General features: G+C 29.1%; 17 protein-coding genes. All 17 read right to left on the bottom strand.

Annotated features, from left to right (window positions below; all coding sequences use genetic code 11):
- Positions 1–2: 2 nt before the first annotated feature.
- The 17 genes from ybeY to fmt all read right to left on the bottom strand — a co-directional run bounded on the left by ybeY (position 3) and on the right by fmt (position 20,461).
- Positions 3–476 (bottom strand): rRNA maturation RNase YbeY, encoded by a 474-nt coding sequence (ybeY, locus tag HMPREF1983_RS03235; protein WP_021752862.1) that lies wholly within the window; start codon positions 474–476, stop codon positions 3–5.
- A gap of 9 nt (positions 477–485) precedes the next feature.
- Positions 486–959: a tRNA (uridine(34)/cytosine(34)/5-carboxymethylaminomethyluridine(34)-2'-O)-methyltransferase TrmL gene (gene trmL, locus HMPREF1983_RS03230; RefSeq protein WP_021752861.1), complete on the bottom strand. Its 474-nt coding sequence runs from the start codon at positions 957–959 to the stop codon at positions 486–488.
- A 6-nt stretch (positions 960–965) separates the two neighbouring features.
- Complete coding sequence (gene ffh, locus HMPREF1983_RS03225) at positions 966–2,318, bottom strand: signal recognition particle protein (RefSeq protein WP_040460893.1); 1,353 nt, start codon at positions 2,316–2,318, stop codon at positions 966–968.
- Between the two features lie 10 nt (positions 2,319–2,328).
- The gene (ylxM, locus tag HMPREF1983_RS03220; protein ID WP_021752859.1) at positions 2,329–2,652 is read right to left on the bottom strand and encodes a YlxM family DNA-binding protein; all 324 of its coding nucleotides are present in this window, start codon (positions 2,650–2,652) and stop codon (positions 2,329–2,331) included.
- Positions 2,653–2,960: 308 nt separating this feature from the next.
- Positions 2,961–3,344: a hypothetical protein gene (locus HMPREF1983_RS03215; protein ID WP_021752858.1), complete on the bottom strand. Its 384-nt coding sequence runs from the start codon at positions 3,342–3,344 to the stop codon at positions 2,961–2,963.
- 50 nt (positions 3,345–3,394) lie between these two features.
- On the bottom strand, positions 3,395–5,662 hold the full coding sequence (recJ, locus tag HMPREF1983_RS03210; RefSeq protein ID WP_021752857.1) for a single-stranded-DNA-specific exonuclease RecJ: 2,268 nt from the start codon (positions 5,660–5,662) through the stop codon (positions 3,395–3,397).
- Between the two features lie 15 nt (positions 5,663–5,677).
- On the bottom strand, positions 5,678–5,968 hold the full coding sequence (locus tag HMPREF1983_RS03205) for a LapA family protein (RefSeq protein ID WP_021752856.1): 291 nt from the start codon (positions 5,966–5,968) through the stop codon (positions 5,678–5,680).
- 2 nt (positions 5,969–5,970) lie between these two features.
- Positions 5,971–7,959: an NAD-dependent DNA ligase LigA gene (ligA, locus tag HMPREF1983_RS03200; RefSeq protein WP_021752855.1), complete on the bottom strand. Its 1,989-nt coding sequence runs from the start codon at positions 7,957–7,959 to the stop codon at positions 5,971–5,973.
- 3 nt (positions 7,960–7,962) lie between these two features.
- Complete coding sequence (locus tag HMPREF1983_RS03195) at positions 7,963–10,146, bottom strand: ATP-dependent helicase (RefSeq protein ID WP_052526604.1); 2,184 nt, start codon at positions 10,144–10,146, stop codon at positions 7,963–7,965.
- 234 nt (positions 10,147–10,380) lie between these two features.
- A complete protein-coding gene (gene recA, locus HMPREF1983_RS03190; RefSeq protein ID WP_021752853.1) occupies positions 10,381–11,508 on the bottom strand; it encodes a recombinase RecA in 1,128 nt (375 codons plus the stop codon).
- 15 nt (positions 11,509–11,523) lie between these two features.
- Positions 11,524–12,438 (bottom strand): fumarylacetoacetate hydrolase family protein, encoded by a 915-nt coding sequence (locus HMPREF1983_RS03185; protein WP_021752852.1) that lies wholly within the window; start codon positions 12,436–12,438, stop codon positions 11,524–11,526.
- 113 nt (positions 12,439–12,551) lie between these two features.
- A complete protein-coding gene (uvrC, locus tag HMPREF1983_RS03180) occupies positions 12,552–14,297 on the bottom strand; it encodes an excinuclease ABC subunit UvrC (protein ID WP_021752851.1) in 1,746 nt (581 codons plus the stop codon).
- 192 nt (positions 14,298–14,489) lie between these two features.
- Positions 14,490–16,343: a Stk1 family PASTA domain-containing Ser/Thr kinase gene (gene pknB / locus HMPREF1983_RS03175; protein ID WP_021752850.1), complete on the bottom strand. Its 1,854-nt coding sequence runs from the start codon at positions 16,341–16,343 to the stop codon at positions 14,490–14,492.
- Positions 16,336–17,079: a protein phosphatase 2C domain-containing protein gene (locus HMPREF1983_RS03170; protein WP_021752849.1), complete on the bottom strand. Its 744-nt coding sequence runs from the start codon at positions 17,077–17,079 to the stop codon at positions 16,336–16,338. The genes pknB and HMPREF1983_RS03170 overlap by 8 nt, the downstream gene beginning before the upstream one ends.
- Complete coding sequence (gene rlmN, locus HMPREF1983_RS03165; RefSeq protein WP_021752848.1) at positions 17,057–18,190, bottom strand: dual-specificity RNA methyltransferase RlmN; 1,134 nt, start codon at positions 18,188–18,190, stop codon at positions 17,057–17,059. The genes HMPREF1983_RS03170 and rlmN overlap by 23 nt, the downstream gene beginning before the upstream one ends.
- Positions 18,184–19,509: a 16S rRNA (cytosine(967)-C(5))-methyltransferase RsmB gene (gene rsmB, locus HMPREF1983_RS03160; RefSeq protein ID WP_021752847.1), complete on the bottom strand. Its 1,326-nt coding sequence runs from the start codon at positions 19,507–19,509 to the stop codon at positions 18,184–18,186. Before rsmB ends, rlmN begins: the two co-directional genes overlap by 7 nt.
- On the bottom strand, positions 19,502–20,461 hold the full coding sequence (fmt, locus tag HMPREF1983_RS03155; RefSeq protein ID WP_021752846.1) for a methionyl-tRNA formyltransferase: 960 nt from the start codon (positions 20,459–20,461) through the stop codon (positions 19,502–19,504). The genes rsmB and fmt overlap by 8 nt, the downstream gene beginning before the upstream one ends.
- Positions 20,462–20,521: the final 60 nt, after the last annotated feature.

Below are 20,521 nucleotides of genomic sequence, written 5' to 3'. Positions count from 1 at the left end.
ACCTATCTCCTTAATCCAAATTTTTCTAAAATAATTTCCTGTTTCTCAAACATTTCTTTTTCATCATCTTTGTTCATATGATCATATCCTAAAAGATGTAAAAAACCGTGAACTGCTAGGAATCCTATTTCTCTATCAAAACTATGATTATATTCCAATGCTTGTTCTTTAGCAATATCAACACAAATGATAACATCACCAAGGGAGTTGATTTCATTTTCTAAACCGATAATATCAATTTCGTCTTCGACTTCATCATTTAAAGCGAATGAAATAACATCAGTTGGAACATCTTTTCCGCGATATTCACGATTTATATATTGAATTTCATCTTTATTAACAAACGTAAGTGACATATCAGCAATATCGGTATTTATATTTTCATATTCAGCAGCTGTGTCCAAAAGTGACAATAGCATTTCTTTTATATTATCTTCAATCAAATTATTATTATCAATAATATCTACAAAGCCCATAGTATCTCCTTAGTGTAATTCATTAAAATTTTGTTGTCTTAATGCTTCATATATAATTAATGCTGCTGTATTTGAAAGATTGAGAGATCTGACATTATCACTCATAGGAATTCTTAAAGTTTGCTCATGATATAACTCTCTGAAATCCCTGGGTAACCCTTTCGTTTCACGACCAAAAATAAAGTAAATATCTTCATTATTCCTATTGGAAAAATCAAAATCAGAATATATTTTCTCTCCGAATTTTGTTATAAGATAATAACATTTATCATCAGTAGCAGCTAAAAATTCTTCAAAACTGTCCCAAACGACCAAATCTAAATCACTCCAATAGTCAAGACCTGCACGTTTTACATGCTTATCATCAATAGAAAAACCGAGTGGTCTTATAAGATGTAACCGTGTGTTTGTTCCAACGCATGTACGTGCAATATTTCCGGTATTAGCTGGAATCTCCGGTTGAAATAAAACTATATGATTCATACTTTTCTAAAATGGAAGTTTGCCGCCAAACATTTTTCCAAGTCCCTTTCTTTTTGATTTATCATTCATAATACCGCCAAATTGTTTCATCATTTTACGCATTTCTTCAAATTGTTTAATTAACTTATGTACTTCACTTATCGGTCGTCCGCTACCTTGTGCTATGCGTTTTCTGCGTGGAACACTAATAATATCAGGATTTTGACGTTCTTCCGGAGTCATTGATTTAATAATCGCTTCAATATAAACAAATTGTTTTTCGTCAACAGAATCAAGATTTATATTTTTTATTTTACCCATACCCGGTAGCATACCTAATATGTCTTTAATACTACCAAGTTTTTTTACTTGTTCAAGCTGTGTTAGAAAATCTTCAAATGTGAAACTTTGATTCATTATTTTTTCTTGCATTTTTTTAGCTTCATCTTCATCAATAGACGCTTGTGCCTTTTCTATCAATGTTAATACATCACCCATCCCTAATATTCGTGATGCCATACGTTCCGGATGAAATAATTCAAGGTCGTTCATCTTCTCACCCATACCAACCAATTTTATCGGTTTTCCGGTAATAGATTTAATAGACAAAGCAGCACCGCCACGAGTATCACCGTCCAGTTTTGTTAATACTAAACCTGTAATATCAAGTTGTTCATCAAATGACGTAGCTATATTGACAGCTTCTTGCCCTATCATTGAATCAACAACAAGTAAAATTTCATCCGGTGTGACAGCTTGTTTAATATTTTTTAATTCATCCATTAATAACTCATCAATATGTAAACGACCGGCTGTATCAACAATTACATAGTTAAAATAATGCTCTTTGGCATATTCTAACCCTTCTTTTACAATATCGACAGGGTCTTTATCAACATAAAACACTTCAATATCCAATTGTTTTCCCAGTGTTCGTAATTGTTGAACAGCTGCCGGACGATAAACATCGGCTGCGATAAGCAATGGTTTTTTCTTCATCGTTTTTTTTACTTTTAACGCCAATTTTCCGGCAGTTGTCGTTTTTCCTGCACCTTGTAGCCCAACCATCATAACGGTCGTAATTTTTCCACCTTGATTTAATTCAACATTGGAACCGCCTAACAATTCAACCAATTCTTCATTAACAATTTTTACAATTTGCTGAGCCGGTGTTAGTGATTTCATAACTTCCGTTCCTACAGCTCGCTCACTAATTTTTTTTACAAAACTCTTTACAACTTTAAAATTAACGTCAGCTTCCAATAATGCAAGACGAACTTCTCGCATCATTTCTTTAACATCCGTCTCAGAAACTTTTCCTTTACCGGTCAATTTAGCTATCGTATTTTGTAGTCTTTCCGACAAATTTTCAAATGCCATATTTTCGCTCCTAATTTTCAAGTTTTTCCAACTGATAAATGTAATCTAAAATATCCCTGTTATCAGTTATTTTTTTTATTTCATTTAATAAAAATAATCGTTCATTATTCAATTTAATTAAATTTAATTTTTCTTCAAACTGTTCTAATTCAGCTACCGTTCTTTTAATATTATTCGAAACAGCTTGTTTTGATATTGAATAATTTTCTGAAATTTCTGTTAGTGATAAATCATAAAAAAAATAATCATTAAGATACTGTTTTTGTTTTTCACTAAGTAATTCAGAATAAAAATCATATAGTTGTGTAATTTGAATAATTTTTTCTATCTCCACAACTGCCCTCCATCCAATTTAAAAGTATATTTCTATATCATTATATTATACGATAAAATCGCATTTTTTTCAAATTTACCAAGTTGTAAAACCGAATAAAAATACCTAACTCAACCATCTTTAATTTTCGTAAAAATATAAAGGTTGTCCTAAAAGTAAAAATCATTGATTATTTTGTATTATTTTACTATGTTTTGTACTTTATTTTCATTTATTAATTTCATTAAAATAGCCTCCAAAACTTGGACAAGTTTTGGGGACTATTACCTTTTATATACAATTTTTTCTTACTCAAGGTTTGTCAAATATTACTCATGTATATCATTTTTAATTATATCTGTAGCTTTAGCCGTTTCAGATTTAAGACATTTATTCTTGTATATTAGAGCAACAATTAAAGGTAATACTACAACGGGTAAGTATATAAGTCCTCCTATAAAAGCTACTCTTCTATAATGATTTTTTGTAGAACTACTCTCCGAAATATTATTAAGAAAATTTGCCGTGATATTAAAAATTTCACCGTCACTTATCAAAAATAATAAAATGCACTCCATAGAAAATAATATCAAAAATATAATAATCACTTTCTTTGCAACTTTACTACATATATCCATTTTTGTTTTCATATCAAGAAATTCTGCACTAGGTATATTGCGAAACCACTTTTTTGCACGCTCTTCTTTTGTCACAATCTGTTCTCCTCAATAAATCTCAATTTATTTCTCAACCCTTATATTTATTATATCATATCTTCAAATTCTTTGTTTATTATCATTATATTTTCTTTTAAAAATAATTTCTCCATTTTGAAAATATTTTCCATTGAAACAAAACTTGGTGATTGTCTTAAATTAACTGTTGTATAATTTGAATTTAAGATAATAGTGTTATTTATAACTTGTATTAATTCAAGTTCTTCGAAAATTTGTATCATTATTTTTAAACTATCAACATTTGTTGCCAATAAACTCAATAATTTCTGCAAAGTTTTTGTTATATTAATTTTTTTTTCTTTAGTATGAATTAATAAATTAAATAACTTAATTAATCTAGCTTTATCTATTTTATAATAATCTGATATTACTTGTTTTTCTCTGCATACAACATATATTTTTTTAGGTTGTAATTTCAATAACTCTAAAATTTGATCTCTTGATTGTGGAACATCTAGTAAATATATATTATCAAACACTCCATTTATATTGGAAATATCTTTATATTTAAAGTAATTGTTCTGTGGATTATCCAATTTTTTAGATATTTTTAAGCTGTCAGTCTTAATATTATCAATGTTGAACATTGTATTTCTCAAGTCTTCAAATAAAAATTCTTTTATTTCTAAATCAATAATTTGTGCTTGTAACTTTGTACGACCGTTAAAATTATTTTTATCTAGTGTACATAGTAAGTCAATTATATCATTTTTTTCAACAGACCTAAATAAGGAATTATCTTTAAAACTAACACATTCTAAGGCACTTGTTTCATCTGATACAATTAAACGTAAATACTGTTTATCTTTACCAAAATATACCTTGTCTATAACATTAACATTTTCCAGTAATATAGTCGGCTTTTCGAAATCCATTCCATACGGTTTAAGTGTATCTAATGAACTTAAAAATTGATAACTTACTTCTTCTAATTTGGTGACAATATCAATTTTTTTATCTAATTTTAATTCATGAGTACTAATATATTCTTTATATTTTTTATCTAATCCTTGTTCTATTAGTTCAAAATTATTCTTTTCGAATGAAAATCCGGCTGCGAGTGTATGACCGCCATAAGCATTAAATAAGTTTCCTATTCTATTTATAGCATCATAAATATTAAAATCATAAACACTTCGTGCCGATCCTTTTAAAATTCCCTCATTATCTTTCATAATAAGAGCAGGTTTATTGTATAATTCAGTAATTTTTGAAGCGACTATACCAAGAACTCCCTCATGATATTTTTCACTTGCTACCATAAGTATATTTTTATCTTTTTTACCTGTTGTTTCTATTTGATTAATAACATCTTTGACAATTGTTTCAGTTACTGTTTTTCGATTTATATTGTATTCTTCTATTCTTTGTGCTAATTGCCTAGCTTGTTCAATATCTTCCGTCATTAAAAATGATAGTCCCGGTTTTGCACTATCCATCCTTCCGATAGAATTTAACTTTGGTGCAATGTAAAAACCAATCGTCTGTTCATCAATTTTTGTTGTAATGCCGGATAATTCAAGTAACATTTTTATTCCGATTCGTAAATCTTCATTTAATAATTCCAAACCTTGTTTTACAAAAATTCTATTTTCATCAACTAAAGAAACCATATCTGCAACGGTTCCTATGGCAACTAAATCTAATAAAAAATCCGGATAAATCTCCAAGAGTGCATGTGCCAATTTAAATGCAACTCCCACTCCTGCCAATTTTTTAAAAGGATATGTTCCTTTAGGGTGTTCCGGATGAATTATTGCATAAGCATTCGGTAATGTATCTTGAATTTTATGATGATCAGTAATAATGACATCACAACCTAACTTATTGGCAAAATCTACTTCTTCTATGCCGGCTATTCCATTGTCTACTGTTATAATAAGAGTAATACCTGATTCTATTATTTTTTTAAACGCTCCTTTGTTAGGCCCATACCCTTCATCAAAGCGATTGGGAATATATGAAGAAACATCAGCCCCCATAGAAATTAATGTTTCTACTAAAAGTACTGTTGATGTAATACCGTCAGCATCATAGTCACCATATACCAATATTTTTTCTTCATTACTTATTGCCTGATTTATTCTATCAACAGCTTTTTTCATATCATAAATTAAAAATGGATCATATCCCTCTTCATATTCATCAGAAAAATATTTTTTTACATTTTCGATTGCCGAAACACCTCTTGCATTTAATATTTTACCGATATTATTTGAAATATTATAGGATACAACTTCCTTTAAAAATTTTTCATTGTATTGTGGATAAATCCAATTATACTTTAATCCCATATTAGCTGTACCTCTTTAATTATTATTTTTATCATTAGAGTTTTCTTCCAATTTTTCTTTTGTAAATAATAATTTTTCTGTTCTTTCCCATTTTTTTTCTAATGTTTTATATTTTGAATACCAATAAAAACTAGCTATTCCTATTCCGATAAAAAAGCATATAAAAAATAGTAATGTTAACGGTAATTTTACAGTAAAAAATATAAATGAAACAGGAACTGAGTTATAATTCATTATAAAAAATGTTATTATAGATACAAATAAAATTACTAGACCAAAAATTTTATAAGGTAATTTATTATCCATAGTTACACCTCTTTAATTAAATTTATAAATTCTTCTTCACTGATTACAGAAATATTTAATTCCTTTGCTTTTTTTAATTTTGAACCGGCTTTTTCACCTGTCACTACTAAATCAGTATTTTTAGTAACACTTCCCGTTACTTTTGCCCCCAAACGTTCAAGACTTTCCTTAGCTTCATTGCGTGTTAAGCTGATTAGTTTCCCGGTAAGGACAACAGTTTTTTCGTTAAATAAATTATCTTCACTTATTTTCTCTTTAGTATAAGTGGGGTTAATTCCTAATGCAATTAAATCACTAATAAATTTTAAATTATTTTTATCTGAAAAATAATCAATAATTGACTCTGCCGTGATTTTTCCAACATCTTGAAGCCCTATCAGTTCCTCCATAGTAGCTTTAGAAAAAGATAATAATGTCCCGTAGTTTTCAGCTAATATTTTACCAGCTTTTTTACCAACATTCAAGATGCCAAGAGCATAAATAAGTCTGTCCAAACTAATATTTTTAGAATCTTCAATTGCATTTAGAAGATTATCAACAGATTTTTCACCCATTCGTTCCAAGTCTATTATTTTTTCTTTTTTTAAACTATACAAATCAATAACATGTTGAATAAGTTTTTTTTCATATAGTGTAGCAACCACCTTATCGCCAAGACCTTCTATATTTAAAGCATCACGACTGGCAAAATGAATTATTTTTCTAATATTCTGTTCAGGACAATTTGGATTAACACAGCGTGTAAACGGATCATCTTCTCTTGTTATCGTTTTTTCTTTGCATGAGGGACATATATTCGGCATTTCATATTTTAGTGAATTTTCTTTACGTAATTCTCTAACAACCCTTACTACTTTAGGAATTATTTCTCCTGCTTTTTTCACTATAACCATATCACCAATATGAATATCCAATTCGTTAATAATATCCTTATTGTGTAAAGAAGCTTTTGAAACAACAGAACCTGATATATTAATAGGTTCTAAAACAGCTACCGGTGTAATTATTCCTGTTCTTCCTACGCTAAGTTCAACATCAAGCAATTTTGTGGCAAGTTCTTCTTCAGGAAATTTATAAGCTGTCGCCCAACGTGGACTTTTCTGGGTATAGCCTACTATTTCTTGTGAAGAAAATGAGTTAACCTTTATTACTATTCCATCTATATCATAAGGTAAATTATTCTTATTTTCTTCCCAATATTTTATATACTCTCCTACTTCGGTGATGTTTTTACATAATTTATAATTGGTATTTATTGGAAATGAATATTCTTTTGCCAGTATTAACGCTTCTTCTTGTGAATCAATATCATTTTCACCGACTACAGAATAAATAAATGCTGATAATTTTCTTTTTGCGGTAATTTTTGAATCTAATTGTCTTAAAGAGCCGGCTGCTGCATTTCGTGGATTTGCAAAAAGTTGTTCTCCATTTTTTTCACGATTATTATTTAATAATTCAAAAGATTTTTTCGGGAGATAGACTTCACCGCGTACTTCAAAAGTTTTATTATCTTTTAAGATTTTAGGAATAGAAAAAATAGTTTTTATATTTTCTGTTACATTTTCTCCAATCATTCCATCTCCACGTGTTGCAGCTTCTATTAATTTTCCGTTTTCATAATTTATAGATATTGCTAACCCATCTATTTTTAATTCACAAATATACTCTATCTTATTTTCCGGTAATAGTTTTCTAATTCTACCATCAAAATCATTAATTTCATCAATAGAAAATGTATTTGATAAACTAAGCATAGGTATAGTATGGGTAACTTTTTGAAATTCTTCCAATACAACATCTCCTACACGTCTTGTAGGTGAATTTTCCAATATATATTCCGGATATTTTTTTTCCAATTTTTCTAATTGTTTATATAAAGTGTCATATTCTGTATCGCTAACTGTTGGATTATCGTCAACATAATATTGATAGGAATATTTATTCAAAAGATCTACCAGTTTTAATATCTCATCTTTAATATGTTGCATTATTTATCCCCTTCTTGTCAACTTCACATATTCTATAAGAAGTATCTTAACTCCAACTTCTTCGAAATCCACCTTAACACTATCAGGTTTTATTTCTACCACTACACCATCTCCAAATTTTTTATGATTAACTTTATCGCCAACGGAATAATTTGTGCTTTTAGCATTAACTTTTGGCTTGTCATCAATTTTTATTTTTGGACTAAGTTTACTTATGAATTTATTTACACTTTGTATTTTATCATTAGTGCTTTCCGATTCTTCAAACGATGATTCAAAGTGCATTAAATTATTAGGTACTTCATCTAAAAATCTGGAGCGTTTATTCATTTTTATATTACCAAATTGCATACGTCTATTGGCGTATGACATAAATAATTTTTCTTTTGCACGAGTTATAGCTACATAGGCTAATCGTCTTTCTTCTTCCATTTTATTTTTTTCATCTTCTGAACTATCGGCATCACGAATAGAAGGAAAAAGATTTTCCTCAAGCCCCATAATAAATACCACTTTATACTCAAGTCCTTTAGCTGCATGAACTGTAGATAATGTTACAGCATCATCTTCATTTTCATCATCAGAATCGGAAGTAAGCGACATTTCAGAAATAAAATCAATTAGATTATCATTCATACTTGAAAACTGTTTTGCTGATGATACTAATTCTGAAATATTTTCTATTCTACTTTCAGCATAGACATCAGCAGATTCTTTTAGCATACTTTCATATCCTGAATCTTTATAAATTCCTATAATTAATTCTTCAATAGAATAATCTTCTATTTGCGAATATTTATCAAACAATTTTACGAACAACTTAACATTTGTAGATATTTTCTTAGAGAGTTTTATATTTTCAATTTCTTTAAGTGCTTGAAATAATGAAATATTGTTTTCTCTAGCATAATTTTCTATTTTGTCCATAGAGCTGGCACCTATACCACGTTTAGGGGTATTAATGATTCTTCTTAGACTAAATTCATCATTTGGGTTTACCAAAACATTCATGTAAGATAGTATATCTCTAATTTCTTGTCGTTGTAAGAATTTTAATGAACCAATTAACTTGTATGGTATACCGAATAATACACAAGAGTTTTCTAAAGAACGAGACAGATAGTTAGCTCGATATAGTATTGCTATATCTTTATATGAATTTCCTTGAAGTTTTAACTCCATGATCTTCTTAGCAATATCATCGGTTTCATCTCTATCATTTAACGCAGCATAAACTGTTATTTTTTCACCACCTTTATTCTCAGACCATAATGCCTTTTCTTTTCTATCAGTATTGTTTTTAATAACTGAATTTGCTGCATCTAATATTGTCGAATTTGAACGATAATTTTGATCTAAAAAAATAATTTCTACATTATCAAAATCTTTTTCAAAATTTATGATATTATCACTACATGCACCACGCCAACTGTAAATACTTTGATCGTCATCTCCTACAACACAAATATTTTTATGAACAGCTGTTAACATCTTTATTAATTTATATTGTATTATATTAGTGTCTTGATATTCGTCAACATGGATGTATTCAAATTTATTTTGGTAAATACCGAGTATATCACTATTTTTTTCAAATAATTCTATAGTTTTCAACATTAAATCATCAAAATCTAAAACACTATTTTTTTTCAAGTATCTTTCATATTGGCAGTATATTTCTGCTACATTTTTCATAAATCCGAATTTTGATGTTTCTCTCATTTCTTTAGAGGTAACCATTTTATTTTTCGCGTTGGAAATAATTTTTAATATGCTATTTGGTTGATAAGAATCTTCCGGTAAATTTAATTCTTTAATTATATTTTTTATTACCGTTTTTTGTTCACCGGTATCTAAGATTGTAAACGTCTTACTATAACCTAACAAATCAATATGTTTCCTTAAAATACGCACACACATTGAGTGAAAAGTATTTATCCAAATAAATTTAGCCGTTTCTCCTACTAGTGAATAAATTCTTTCTTTCATTTCTTTTGCCGCTTTATTTGTAAACGTAATAGCAAGAATGTTACTTTCTAATACATTTTTTTCTGAAATTAAATATGCTATTCGATTGGTAAGTACCCTAGTTTTGCCACTTCCGGCTCCTGCTATAACCATAACCGCACCATCTGTTTTTAAAATAGCTTTTAGTTGATTATTATTCATATTTTGAATTAAATTCACGATTTTATTCTCCTATTTAACTTATATCATAAAAAGAAAGAGGTGAGGTTGAAAGTATTACACTAACGTCCACTCACCCCCGTATAATTTACTAATAATTATTAACAAATTATAGCTATTAATATTATTTTATATTGTGGTATTTTTTATCTTAGAAATATTGCAATAGCTGAAGCAAAACCACCAATTAGCATTGCAAATATCATTACCCATAATACTATTTTAAATACTTTTTTATTCATCTATTTCCTCTAACAATTCATTTTCTTCATCATTACCCGAATTTATAAGTTCTTTTGTTTTTTCTGATTCTGTATTCATAAGTTCCGCTCTTACCGCATCACGAATTTCTTGGTATAATTCTTGGTTTTCCTCTAAAACTTTCTTTGCATTTTCCTTTCCTTGACCTAGTTTTTCTCCATTATAAGAGAACCATGAACCCGATTTATTTACAATATCAAGCTCAACACCAAAATCAATTAACTCTCCAAGTTTAGAAATACCCTCTCCAAACATAATATCAACTTCTACTTGTTTGAACGGTGGAGCTACTTTATTTTTAACTATTTTAATTTTTGTTCTGTTACCTATTACATTCTCTCCGGAATTTTTAATTGCAGAAATTTTACGAACTTCCAAACGAATAGATGAATAAAATTTTAACGCTCGTCCTCCTGTTGTTACCTCAGGATTTCCGTAGGTTACTCCAACTTTTTCACGAAGTTGATTAATAAATAACGCAATTGTATTAGTTTTATTAATATTTCCTGTTAATTTTCTAAGTGCTTGTGACATCAAACGTGCTTGAAGACCAACGTGTGATGCACCCATTACTCCATCAATCTCCGCTTGTGGAACCAAAGCGGCGACTGAATCAATAACAATAATATCAATAGCACCGGATAAAATTAATTTTTCTGCAATATCTAATGCCTGTTCTCCACTATCGGGTTGTGATAAAAAGAATTTCCCGGGCGAAAAATCAACACCTAACGCTTTAGCATACTCTATATCCAACGCATTTTCCGCATCAATAAACGCAGCTATACCGTCTTGTTTTTGCACTTCTGCAATAGCGTGTAATGCGATTGTAGTTTTTCCGGATGATTCCGGTCCAAATACTTCAACAATACGCCCTTTCGGATATCCGCCTATACCAAGAGCCGAATCAATTGCCAACGAACCTGAAGAAATCGATTCAACTTTTATGGGATTATCTTTAGAAAGATCCATTATTGCACCTTTCCCAAATTCTTTTTCAATAGCTTTTATTGCATTAGCTATCGCTTCTTGTCTTCCTTTTGTATCTTCTCTATCAATTCTGGTAACTTTATCTTTTATTTTAGATTTAGCCTTTGCCATAACTCATTTCCTTTCTTATTCACCTATAATGGTTGTCAATGTTCCTATACCTTCTACGGTTATCTTCACTTCATCGCCTTCTTTTAAAAAGCGTGGCGGTTTTTGTGCTTGACCTACTCCTGCCGGAGTTCCGGTTGCTATAATATCCCCTGCTTCCAATTCAATAATTTTACTAATTTCTGCAAGAACATCATCAACTCTAAATAACATTTCTGAAGTCATAGCATTTTGTTTAATTTCACCATTTACTTTAGTAACAATATTCATAGATTCCGGAGAACTTACTTCGTCTTTAGTTACAAGATACGGTCCGACAACTGCAGATTTTTCCAATGATTTTCCTAAGAAAAACTGACCATGTTTATACTGAAGATCCGTAGCTGTAATATCATTCATAATTGTATATCCGAAAATATAATCCAACACTAGCGGACGTAAAATATTTTTACCATTTTTCGCAATAACTACCGCCAGTTCTCCTCCAAAATCCAGACTATCTGTAATATCTTTACGTGACGGAACAACTTCATTATTCCCTGCCAAAGCTGTAGTAGATTTTGTAAATATAAGGACATCTTTAGGAGTTTTTGCTAATTCATCTCCAAGTTCATTGACGTGAGTTGCATAGTTATGACCTACACATAATATATTTTTTGGAGTTCTTGTTATAGGAGAACGCCAGATAATTTTATCAAGTGGAATTTTATAATCTTTAGCTGTTTCCAGTTCTTCAACGTGTTTTAACACTTTTCTTACTTTTTCTATAAATGAAACTCCATAAATTTCAACAGCTTCCCTTAAAGTTTTCGGAACTATCTCATCGTTGTCAAATTTTTCTAATATTTTAATTAAATTCCACGCGTTTTCTTCACGTTTTACTTTTACTCCGTACAATTCTCTATCTTCATATCTAAAAGATAAAAATTTCATAGTCTGCCTCCTAAATACCGTTAATCTTTTATAGTATTATATCATAATTTTTTAAAATATACCATAGTATTAAATTAAAAAATTAAGTTATCCGTACTTTTTAATTTTATTTTTTACAATTCTTCTTTTAATCTTTTTATAACCTCTTTAGGGATCCCAAGATCATAAAGTTTTTCATAAGGACAATTTTTTATTTCTTCCAATGAAGAAAAGGTTTCTAACAATACCTTTTTCCTAACTTTTCCTATTCCGGAAATACTGTCGAGTTTTGATGTAAACATATTTTTTGTTTTTGTTGCACGATGATATGTAATTGCAAATCTGTGTACTTCATCTTGAATCTGCTTTAAAAATAAATATTCTGATGAACGTTTATCCAATTCTATAATTTCAAAATCATCAGTTACGATGTACTCCGTTACGTGCTTATCGTTTTTTGCTAAACCTATTATTTTTATATCTAAATTAAGCTTGTCATGAATAATTTCAATAGCGGCACTAACATGATTTTTCCCGCCGTCAATAATGATGAGTTCAGCATCTGTAACCTTATCTTTATAATTTTTATATAAAACTTCTTTCATCGTTTTTATATCGTTTATTCCTACGGTTTCCTTAATTTTAAATTTTCTATAATTATAAGTATTTTTTTTACCATTTGTGAAATTTACTTTAACCGATACAGCATCAACTCCCATAATATTTGAATTATCAAAAGCATCTATGCTATTAATACTTTTTACCCCGATTTTTTCTGAAAGACTTTGAAGTGTTTCCTGTAATTTTATTTCTTTTTGCTCTTCTATTTTTAAATTATTTTCTAAGAAATAGTTAGCATTATCCTCTACGATCATTAAAAGTTTTTTATTATTACCTCGTTTAGGAGTGATAATTTTAGTTTCAATAACTTTAGAAAGTAATTCAATATTAACATTATTTATATAAATCTCTTTCGGTAATTTGTTAAGTGTATAATACTGAAGTAAATATGAATATAATATTTCCTCCGGAGTATCATATAAGGTAAAATATTCTACTTTTCGCTCAATTATATTCCCTAGACGTGATAAAAATATTTGAATACATATATATTCTTCGTTATAACAGTATCCCACATAATCTTTATCCACATTATTTACATCTGCAACAATTTGATTTTGAATTGATACTTGAATTGAGTTAATGTAATTATGAATTTTTTCTGCATTCTCAAATTCAAGATTTGTGATGTAATTTTGAATTTTTTCGTTTAGTATTGTTAATATTTCTTTAGTGTTTCCCTGTAAAAATGATTTTATTTTAGATATTTGCTCTTTGTATTCTTCTTGACTAACATATTTTGCACATGGGCCTATACATTCTCCTATTTGATAATACATACAAGGGCGTTTTTCAATAGGATTACATTTACGTAATGGATATATTTTATCGAGAATTTTTTTTACTTGTGTTGCTGATTTTATATCAACATATGGACCAAAATAAATATTTTTATTATTTTTTTTATATTTTCTAGTTAACACCAAACGCGGATGTTCTTCTTTTGTTATCATGAGATACGGATAAGTTTTATCATCTTTTAAACGAATATTGAAATATGGTTTATATTTTTTTATTAAGTTATTTTCCAGAAGTAATGCCTCTTTTTCAGAGTTAACGATTATATATTCTAAATCGTCTATCTTAGTTACCAACATCTGAGTTTTCCTATTATGGCTTCCTGTAAAATAACTTTTCACTCTATTTTTCAAATTTTTGGCTTTTCCTACGTAAATAATCTCTCCGATATTATTTTTATATAAATAACACCCCGGATTATTAGGAAGCAACTCTAATTTTTTTTCTAATGTTGTATTCATTTTTTCACCATAAAATTTTATTTTTAAAAATGGGAGTGCCTTTAAAAATCATGATTTCTTCGAAATCATTTTTTTAAAAGTCACCCCCGCGAGATTTATAAGATATTCAGAAAGATTTGAAAAGCAAATTTGAATACCGATAAGCTACTGTACTTAAATTGGATATTAATATTTTTCTAGGTCACTTCTTTTTTAATTACCTGAATTATTTTGATCTGAAGTATTATTTGAATTTCCTGAATTTTTATTTTTATTATTCTGATCTGAAATATTATTATCGTCTTCCTTAGTTTTATTAGTTTTTTCTTTTCCTTTTGAAACAGTAATTACTAATGATTCCTCACTTGGAATGATACTTGAACCGCTTTGAATGCTTTGAGAAATAACTGTGCCTTTCTCTTTATCTGAGTATTCTTCTTTATAAGAAACACTTCTAAAACCATAAGAATTTATCACTTTTTTAGCATCATCCTCAGTTTCACCAATAAGGTTTGGCATACTAACTTTTTTCTTACCTGTTGATACTTGAATAATAAGCTCTTTTTCTTTCGGAACTATTTGTGTTCCGGCAGGAATACTTTGTGCAACGACTTTGCCACTATCATATCTATCACTTGCTACTTTTTCTACAGTGACATTTTTAAAACCTAATTTTGATACATTACGTTTAACCGTTTCTTCATCCATTCCGATAAAATTCGGCATATCAACCGTAGTTTTTCCTGAAGAAACCCGTAAATCCACTTTCGACCCTTTTCTGACCTTTTTACCGGCTTTAGGATCACTGTCAATTACCGTATTTTCTTTGACTTCATCACTGGCTACCTTTGTTATATCTCCAACTTCCAAGCCGGCTTTTACTATTTTAGCTTTTGCTTCGTCTAATGTTTGATTTTTAACATCGGGTGCTGAAACACTGTCTGCACCTACTATATAATTATATGCAAAAAATGAACCTACAGCTATAAGTATTATTGCTAATAATGCCAGAATAATATGCTTCCCTTTAGACACTTCTTTTTTATTTTTCCCAACATTATTATAGTTATTTTTTTTATTATTATGATTAATTCTGTTAACATCTTCATAATTATCATAATATTCATCTGGTTGATATTGTTCTTCATAGTAAGGTTCTATGTTCCTACTGTCAATATACTGGGTCTGATTAAAATGTTGACTTTCATCGGTTGGAATTTTGAATCCGACATACTTATTTTCATTTAATCTTTCAGGACTTAGACAAGTAGAAATATCCCGTGCCAATTCTTTAGAACTAATATAGCGTTCGTTAGGATTTTTCATTGTAGCTTGAAGGACAATATTTTTTACACTTTGTGGCACATTATCACGATATTTATCAATATCCGGAAGTTCCTCTTGAAGATGTTTAAGTGCTATCGCAACTGCCGATTCACCTTTAAACGGGATTTGTCCTGTTATCATTTCGAAAATTAGAATACCAAGAGAATAAATATCACTTTGTGCTGTTGCTACATTACCTCGTGCTTGCTCCGGCGAAAGATAGTAAACTGTACCTAACATTTGATTGGTTTGAGTAAGTGTAGTATCTCCATAAGCACGTGCTATCCCAAAATCTGTAATTTTACATGTAAGATCCGGTTTCATAAGTATATTTTGCGGTTTTATATCACGATGAATAATACCATTTTGGTGAGCGTGGCTTAATCCATCAGCAATTTGCTTAGCAATGTAAATAATCGTATCAATCGGTATTTTCGGATTTTTCATCATATAATCCTTCAAAGTCATACCTTCTACATATTCAAGCATTAAATAATAAAAATCGCCTTCATTTTCTACATCATATATCGAAACGATGTTAGGATGCGATAAACTGGTAACAGCTTTCGCTTCCCTATTAAATCGTTTTACCGCATCTTTGTCATTTGCATCTATTTTAAAAGTTTTAATTGCAACTTGACGATCTAAAATTGTATCGTAACCTAGCCAAACGGTTGCCATTCCTCCGGTTCCGAGATGATCCAATACTTTGTAGCGATTGCATATCATTTTATTAATCATTATTGCCACCCCTTAGATTTTTTATGATTGCCACTGAAATATTATCAATGCCACCACGTTCTACACTTAAATTAATTAATTTCTCTATGCTGTCAGATAACTCTTCATTTCTAATTATATTTTTTATTTCTTCAGTTTCTATCATATTAGATAACCCATCAGAACATATTAAAAAATAATCGAATTTTTCTAATGTATCAGTATAAGTATGGAGATTTATCTTTTCTCTTGTTGCTAAAGCTTGTGTTAAAATATGTTTTTCCGGATGATTTTTTGCCTCTTCTTCTGTAATTGCTCCTGCATTAATTAATGCACCGACAAAAGAATCATCTATAGTCAATAATTTCATATCATTATCTATTGTTAGACCATATGCTCTACTATCTCCGATATTATAAACTACAACTTCTTCTTTGAAAGTAGCTACTACAACAATGGTTGTTCCCATTTTTTTACTACTTTTTTTAGATTTTGTATATAACTCTATATTTAATTTTTCAATTTTATCATAAAGCCAATTTTTCATATTTTTAAAATTAGCGAAAGACATACTTTGCCACTCTTCTTCTAAAGTTGTGACAATATAATTGCTGGAATATGCAGCATTACTATGACTGCCGACACCGTCACAAATAATAGCTAAAGCATAACCTTTGCTATTCTTTACAACACTTACGGCGTCTTCGTTTTTTGTTTTTCTACCCTTATTACTATTATACGAATATACTAGTGGCATCTGGGATTCCTCCTTCTACCTCATCTTTACGTTCTTTTGCACGTAATTGACCACAAGCAGCGTCAATATCATCTCCTTGAGTTCTTCTTATCGTTACATTGACCTTATTTTTCTTCAATACTTTTTCAAAAGCAAAAATATCATTTTTACTTGTTCTTACATAATTTCTTTCCGGAACATAATTTATTGGAATTAAATTGACATGACAGTTTAATTCTCTAATTATTTTTGATAATTTTTCCGCATGTTCTTTTTGGGCGTTCACTTTACCCATAAGCCCATACTCAAAAGTTATTCGACGATTTGTTGTTTTTTGATAATACTTTAATGCTTCCATTAATTTATCAATACTATACGCTCTATTTACCGGCATTATCTTACTTCTTAATTCATTTGTCGGTGCATGAAGTGAAACGGCAAAATTAATTTGAATATTTTCATTCGCAAAGTCATATATTTTAGGAACAATACCTGACGTAGAAACTGTAATATGCCTTGCCCCAATATTAAAGCTCTCATTACTATTAATTATTTTAATAAAATCCATCATTTCAGAATAGTTTTCAAATGGTTCACCAATACCCATAATCACAATACTTGAAATGCGTTCACCACGTTTATCAAGTTCTTTTTGAACTTTTAATACTTGAGAAACAATTTCACCGGCCTCCAAGTTTCGTTTTAATCCACCGAGAGTTGAAGCACAAAAAGTACAACCAATTCGACACCCCACCTGTGTTGTCACACATAGTGAATTACCATATTTATTTTTCATTAAAACACTTTCGATAGTAAATTTATCTTGTAGTTCAAATAAAAATTTCATCGTTCCATCTGTTGATTCTTGCTTAATAATAGTTTTTAAGGTTGTTATTTGAAATTCCTCATTTAATTTTTCTTGTAAATTTTTAGGTAAATTTTTCATTAAGGAAAAATCAGTAACTCTTTTTTTGTATAGCCAATCAAATACTTGTTTAGCTCTAAATTTTTTTTCACCAATACTAAGAAAATAGTCTTCTAATTGATCTAATCTCAAAGAATAAATTGACATTTTCTCAAAATCTTTAAGCCATCTTGACTTCTTGTAACCTTTAAAATCCGAAATTAACATTTTTCCTCCACTTTTCTTAATTTTGCAATAAAGAACCCGTCGCAATCATACTCATCGGGTAATATTTCTAAAACACCATACATGGTTGCCTTTATTATACTATTTTTTAGAGCTATTTTTTCTAATTTAAAATTTTTATTTTTCATTAAAAATTTTTTTATATTTTCAATATTTTCTCTTTTATCTATTGTACAGGTAGAGTACATAAGTATCCCATCGTTCTTTACGTAGTTTTTACTAATTTCTAAAATCTTATATTGAAATTTTGCAATATCTTCAATGTATTTATCAGTAATTTTATATTTTATTTCCGGTTTGTTCTTTATTACACCCATTCCGGAACAAGGGACATCACAAATTACTATATCAAAATTATCCTCAAAGTTCTCATTACTAACAGTTGCATCTTGTTCTAATGTTATAATATTCTTTACGCCAAGTTTTTTTATATTTTCATCAATTAACTTTAACTTATGTATATATTTATCACATGAAATTAAAGTCGAATTAAAATACTTAGCAGCGATATGTATGCTTTTACCGCCCGGAGCAGCACACGTATCTAAAATTTTATAATTTTTCTTCTCGTCTTCAGTTATTGAACAGGCTACTAAAGAACTAGCCTCATCTTGAACAATATAATAACCTTTTTTAAAATATTCATTATCCAAATTTTGCTTAGTTAATATTAAATTATCTTCGCAAATATAACTTTTTCTTGCGTTATCACCCAATAATTTTAATAACTCGTCTTTAGATATTTTTGGAGGATTATAACGGATACTGTTTTCGCTTTTCGTGTTAAAAGATAGAACTATGCTTTTTGCCTTTTCTTTTCCATACTGTTTTACCAATATGTCAAATAATTCTTTAGGACAACTTTTTTCAATAATAAATTGTTCATCTGAAGTTCTATATTTTAAATTATCTTTATTAAAACTACGTTCTATATTTCTAAGTATCCCATTAACAAACTTTCCGGTAATATTTCCTGCAACATCTTTTGCAAGTTTTACACTTTCGTTAATAATGGCAAAATTCGGAGTTTTATCCATAAATAACAATTGATAAATACCCATTAACAAAATTATTTTTACCTTTGGTTTTATTCTCCCCTTTGAGTAATGTTTAATTATATACTCTAAATAAATTTTATTTTTTATAGTCCCATAAACTATCTCACTAATAAATCTTCTATCTTGTTCGTCTAAAGAATTTTGTTTAAAATATTTATTTAATGTGATATTACTATATCCTTCTTCTAATATAATATCATATAATACTTTATAAGCGATTTTTCTTGCATCAATCTTAGTCATTATTATCACCAAGAATTATTCCGACATAATCTTTCATATTAGACAAAAAATTTACAACAGGCATTCTTTTTTTCCCTGCAACTTGTAATTCTTTAATTTTAAGTATCGTATTGTTTCCACAAAGTACATATAAAAATTTTTTATCTTGCTTTACTATTGTACCAGCTTTTTTATTATAATTTTCCTTAACAGTTATCTCTTCTGCACTCCAAATTTTTAAAATATTTTTATCTAAATATGTAAATGCTCCAACATTAGGATCTAATGCACGAACTTTATTAAAAATCACTCTTGCATTTTCTTCCCAAGATATTTTTTCATCATCATGAAGAATATTTCTAGCAAAAGTTGCCATAGAATTATCCTGTTTTTGTGGAGAAATATCTCCTGAAAATATTTTTGGTAAAGTTTCTTTTAATAGTTCACAGCCCGCATATGACAATTTATCGTGAAGTGTTTCATAGTTATCACTGTCAAAAATATCAATTTCAACTTTTGAAATCATATCTCCGGCATCTAATTTTTTTACCATATACATTATTGTCACTCCTGTTTTTCGGTGATCTTCTAATATCGCATACTGAATCGGTGCCCCTCCTCGTAATTTTGGAAGTAAAGAACCATGAACATTTATACATTTGTACCTAGGTATTTCCAATATACTATCCGGCACCAGTTGTCCATAAGCCGCCGTAATTATTATATCCGGATTTATTTTTTTTAGTACATTTAATATTTCTTTATCGTTAGATATTTTTTCCGGTTGTAACACCGGAATATTATTTTTTTCAGCAATGACCTTTACCGGCGGAGCTGTTACTACTTTTTTTCTTCCAACTCTCTTATCCGGTTGAGTAATAACCAACTCTACACCAAAATATTTTATTAACATTTCCAATATTGGAACAGCAAATTTAGGTGTACCCATAAATACTATTTTTTTCTTACTCATTTATTTCTCCTGTAATAACTTAATCTCATTAATTATACCATACTTTAAATTATTGTTCTA

The organism is Gemella bergeri ATCC 700627, from assembly GCF_000469465.1.
In the GTDB taxonomy this organism is placed as follows: Bacteria; Bacillota; Bacilli; order Staphylococcales; family Gemellaceae; genus Gemella; species Gemella bergeri.
This window is presented reverse-complemented; position numbering and strand designations above follow the sequence as displayed.

What these genes read in the sequence shown, in the direction of transcription:
- recJ (WP_021752857.1), bottom strand. Translation starts at nt 5,662, where the DNA reads ATGGGATTAAAGTATAATTGGATTTATCCACAATACAATGAAAAATTT.
- ligA (WP_021752855.1), bottom strand. Translation starts at nt 7,959, where the DNA reads ATGCAACATATTAAAGATGAGATATTAAAACTGGTAGATCTTTTGAAT.
- HMPREF1983_RS03185 (WP_021752852.1), bottom strand. Translation starts at nt 12,438, where the DNA reads ATGAAATTTTTATCTTTTAGATATGAAGATAGAGAATTGTACGGAGTA.
- ffh (WP_040460893.1), bottom strand. Translation starts at nt 2,318, where the DNA reads ATGGCATTTGAAAATTTGTCGGAAAGACTACAAAATACGATAGCTAAA.
- uvrC (WP_021752851.1), bottom strand. Translation starts at nt 14,297, where the DNA reads ATGAATACAACATTAGAAAAAAAATTAGAGTTGCTTCCTAATAATCCG.
- ybeY (WP_021752862.1), bottom strand. Translation starts at nt 476, where the DNA reads ATGGGCTTTGTAGATATTATTGATAATAATAATTTGATTGAAGATAAT.
- pknB (WP_021752850.1), bottom strand. Translation starts at nt 16,343, where the DNA reads ATGATTAATAAAATGATATGCAATCGCTACAAAGTATTGGATCATCTC.
- recA (WP_021752853.1), bottom strand. Translation starts at nt 11,508, where the DNA reads ATGGCAAAGGCTAAATCTAAAATAAAAGATAAAGTTACCAGAATTGAT.
- HMPREF1983_RS03205 (WP_021752856.1), bottom strand. Translation starts at nt 5,968, where the DNA reads ATGGATAATAAATTACCTTATAAAATTTTTGGTCTAGTAATTTTATTT.
- rsmB (WP_021752847.1), bottom strand. Translation starts at nt 19,509, where the DNA reads ATGACTAAGATTGATGCAAGAAAAATCGCTTATAAAGTATTATATGAT.
- trmL (WP_021752861.1), bottom strand. Translation starts at nt 959, where the DNA reads ATGAATCATATAGTTTTATTTCAACCGGAGATTCCAGCTAATACCGGA.
- HMPREF1983_RS03170 (WP_021752849.1), bottom strand. Translation starts at nt 17,079, where the DNA reads ATGCCACTAGTATATTCGTATAATAGTAATAAGGGTAGAAAAACAAAA.
- rlmN (WP_021752848.1), bottom strand. Translation starts at nt 18,190, where the DNA reads ATGTTAATTTCGGATTTTAAAGGTTACAAGAAGTCAAGATGGCTTAAA.
- fmt (WP_021752846.1), bottom strand. Translation starts at nt 20,461, where the DNA reads ATGAGTAAGAAAAAAATAGTATTTATGGGTACACCTAAATTTGCTGTT.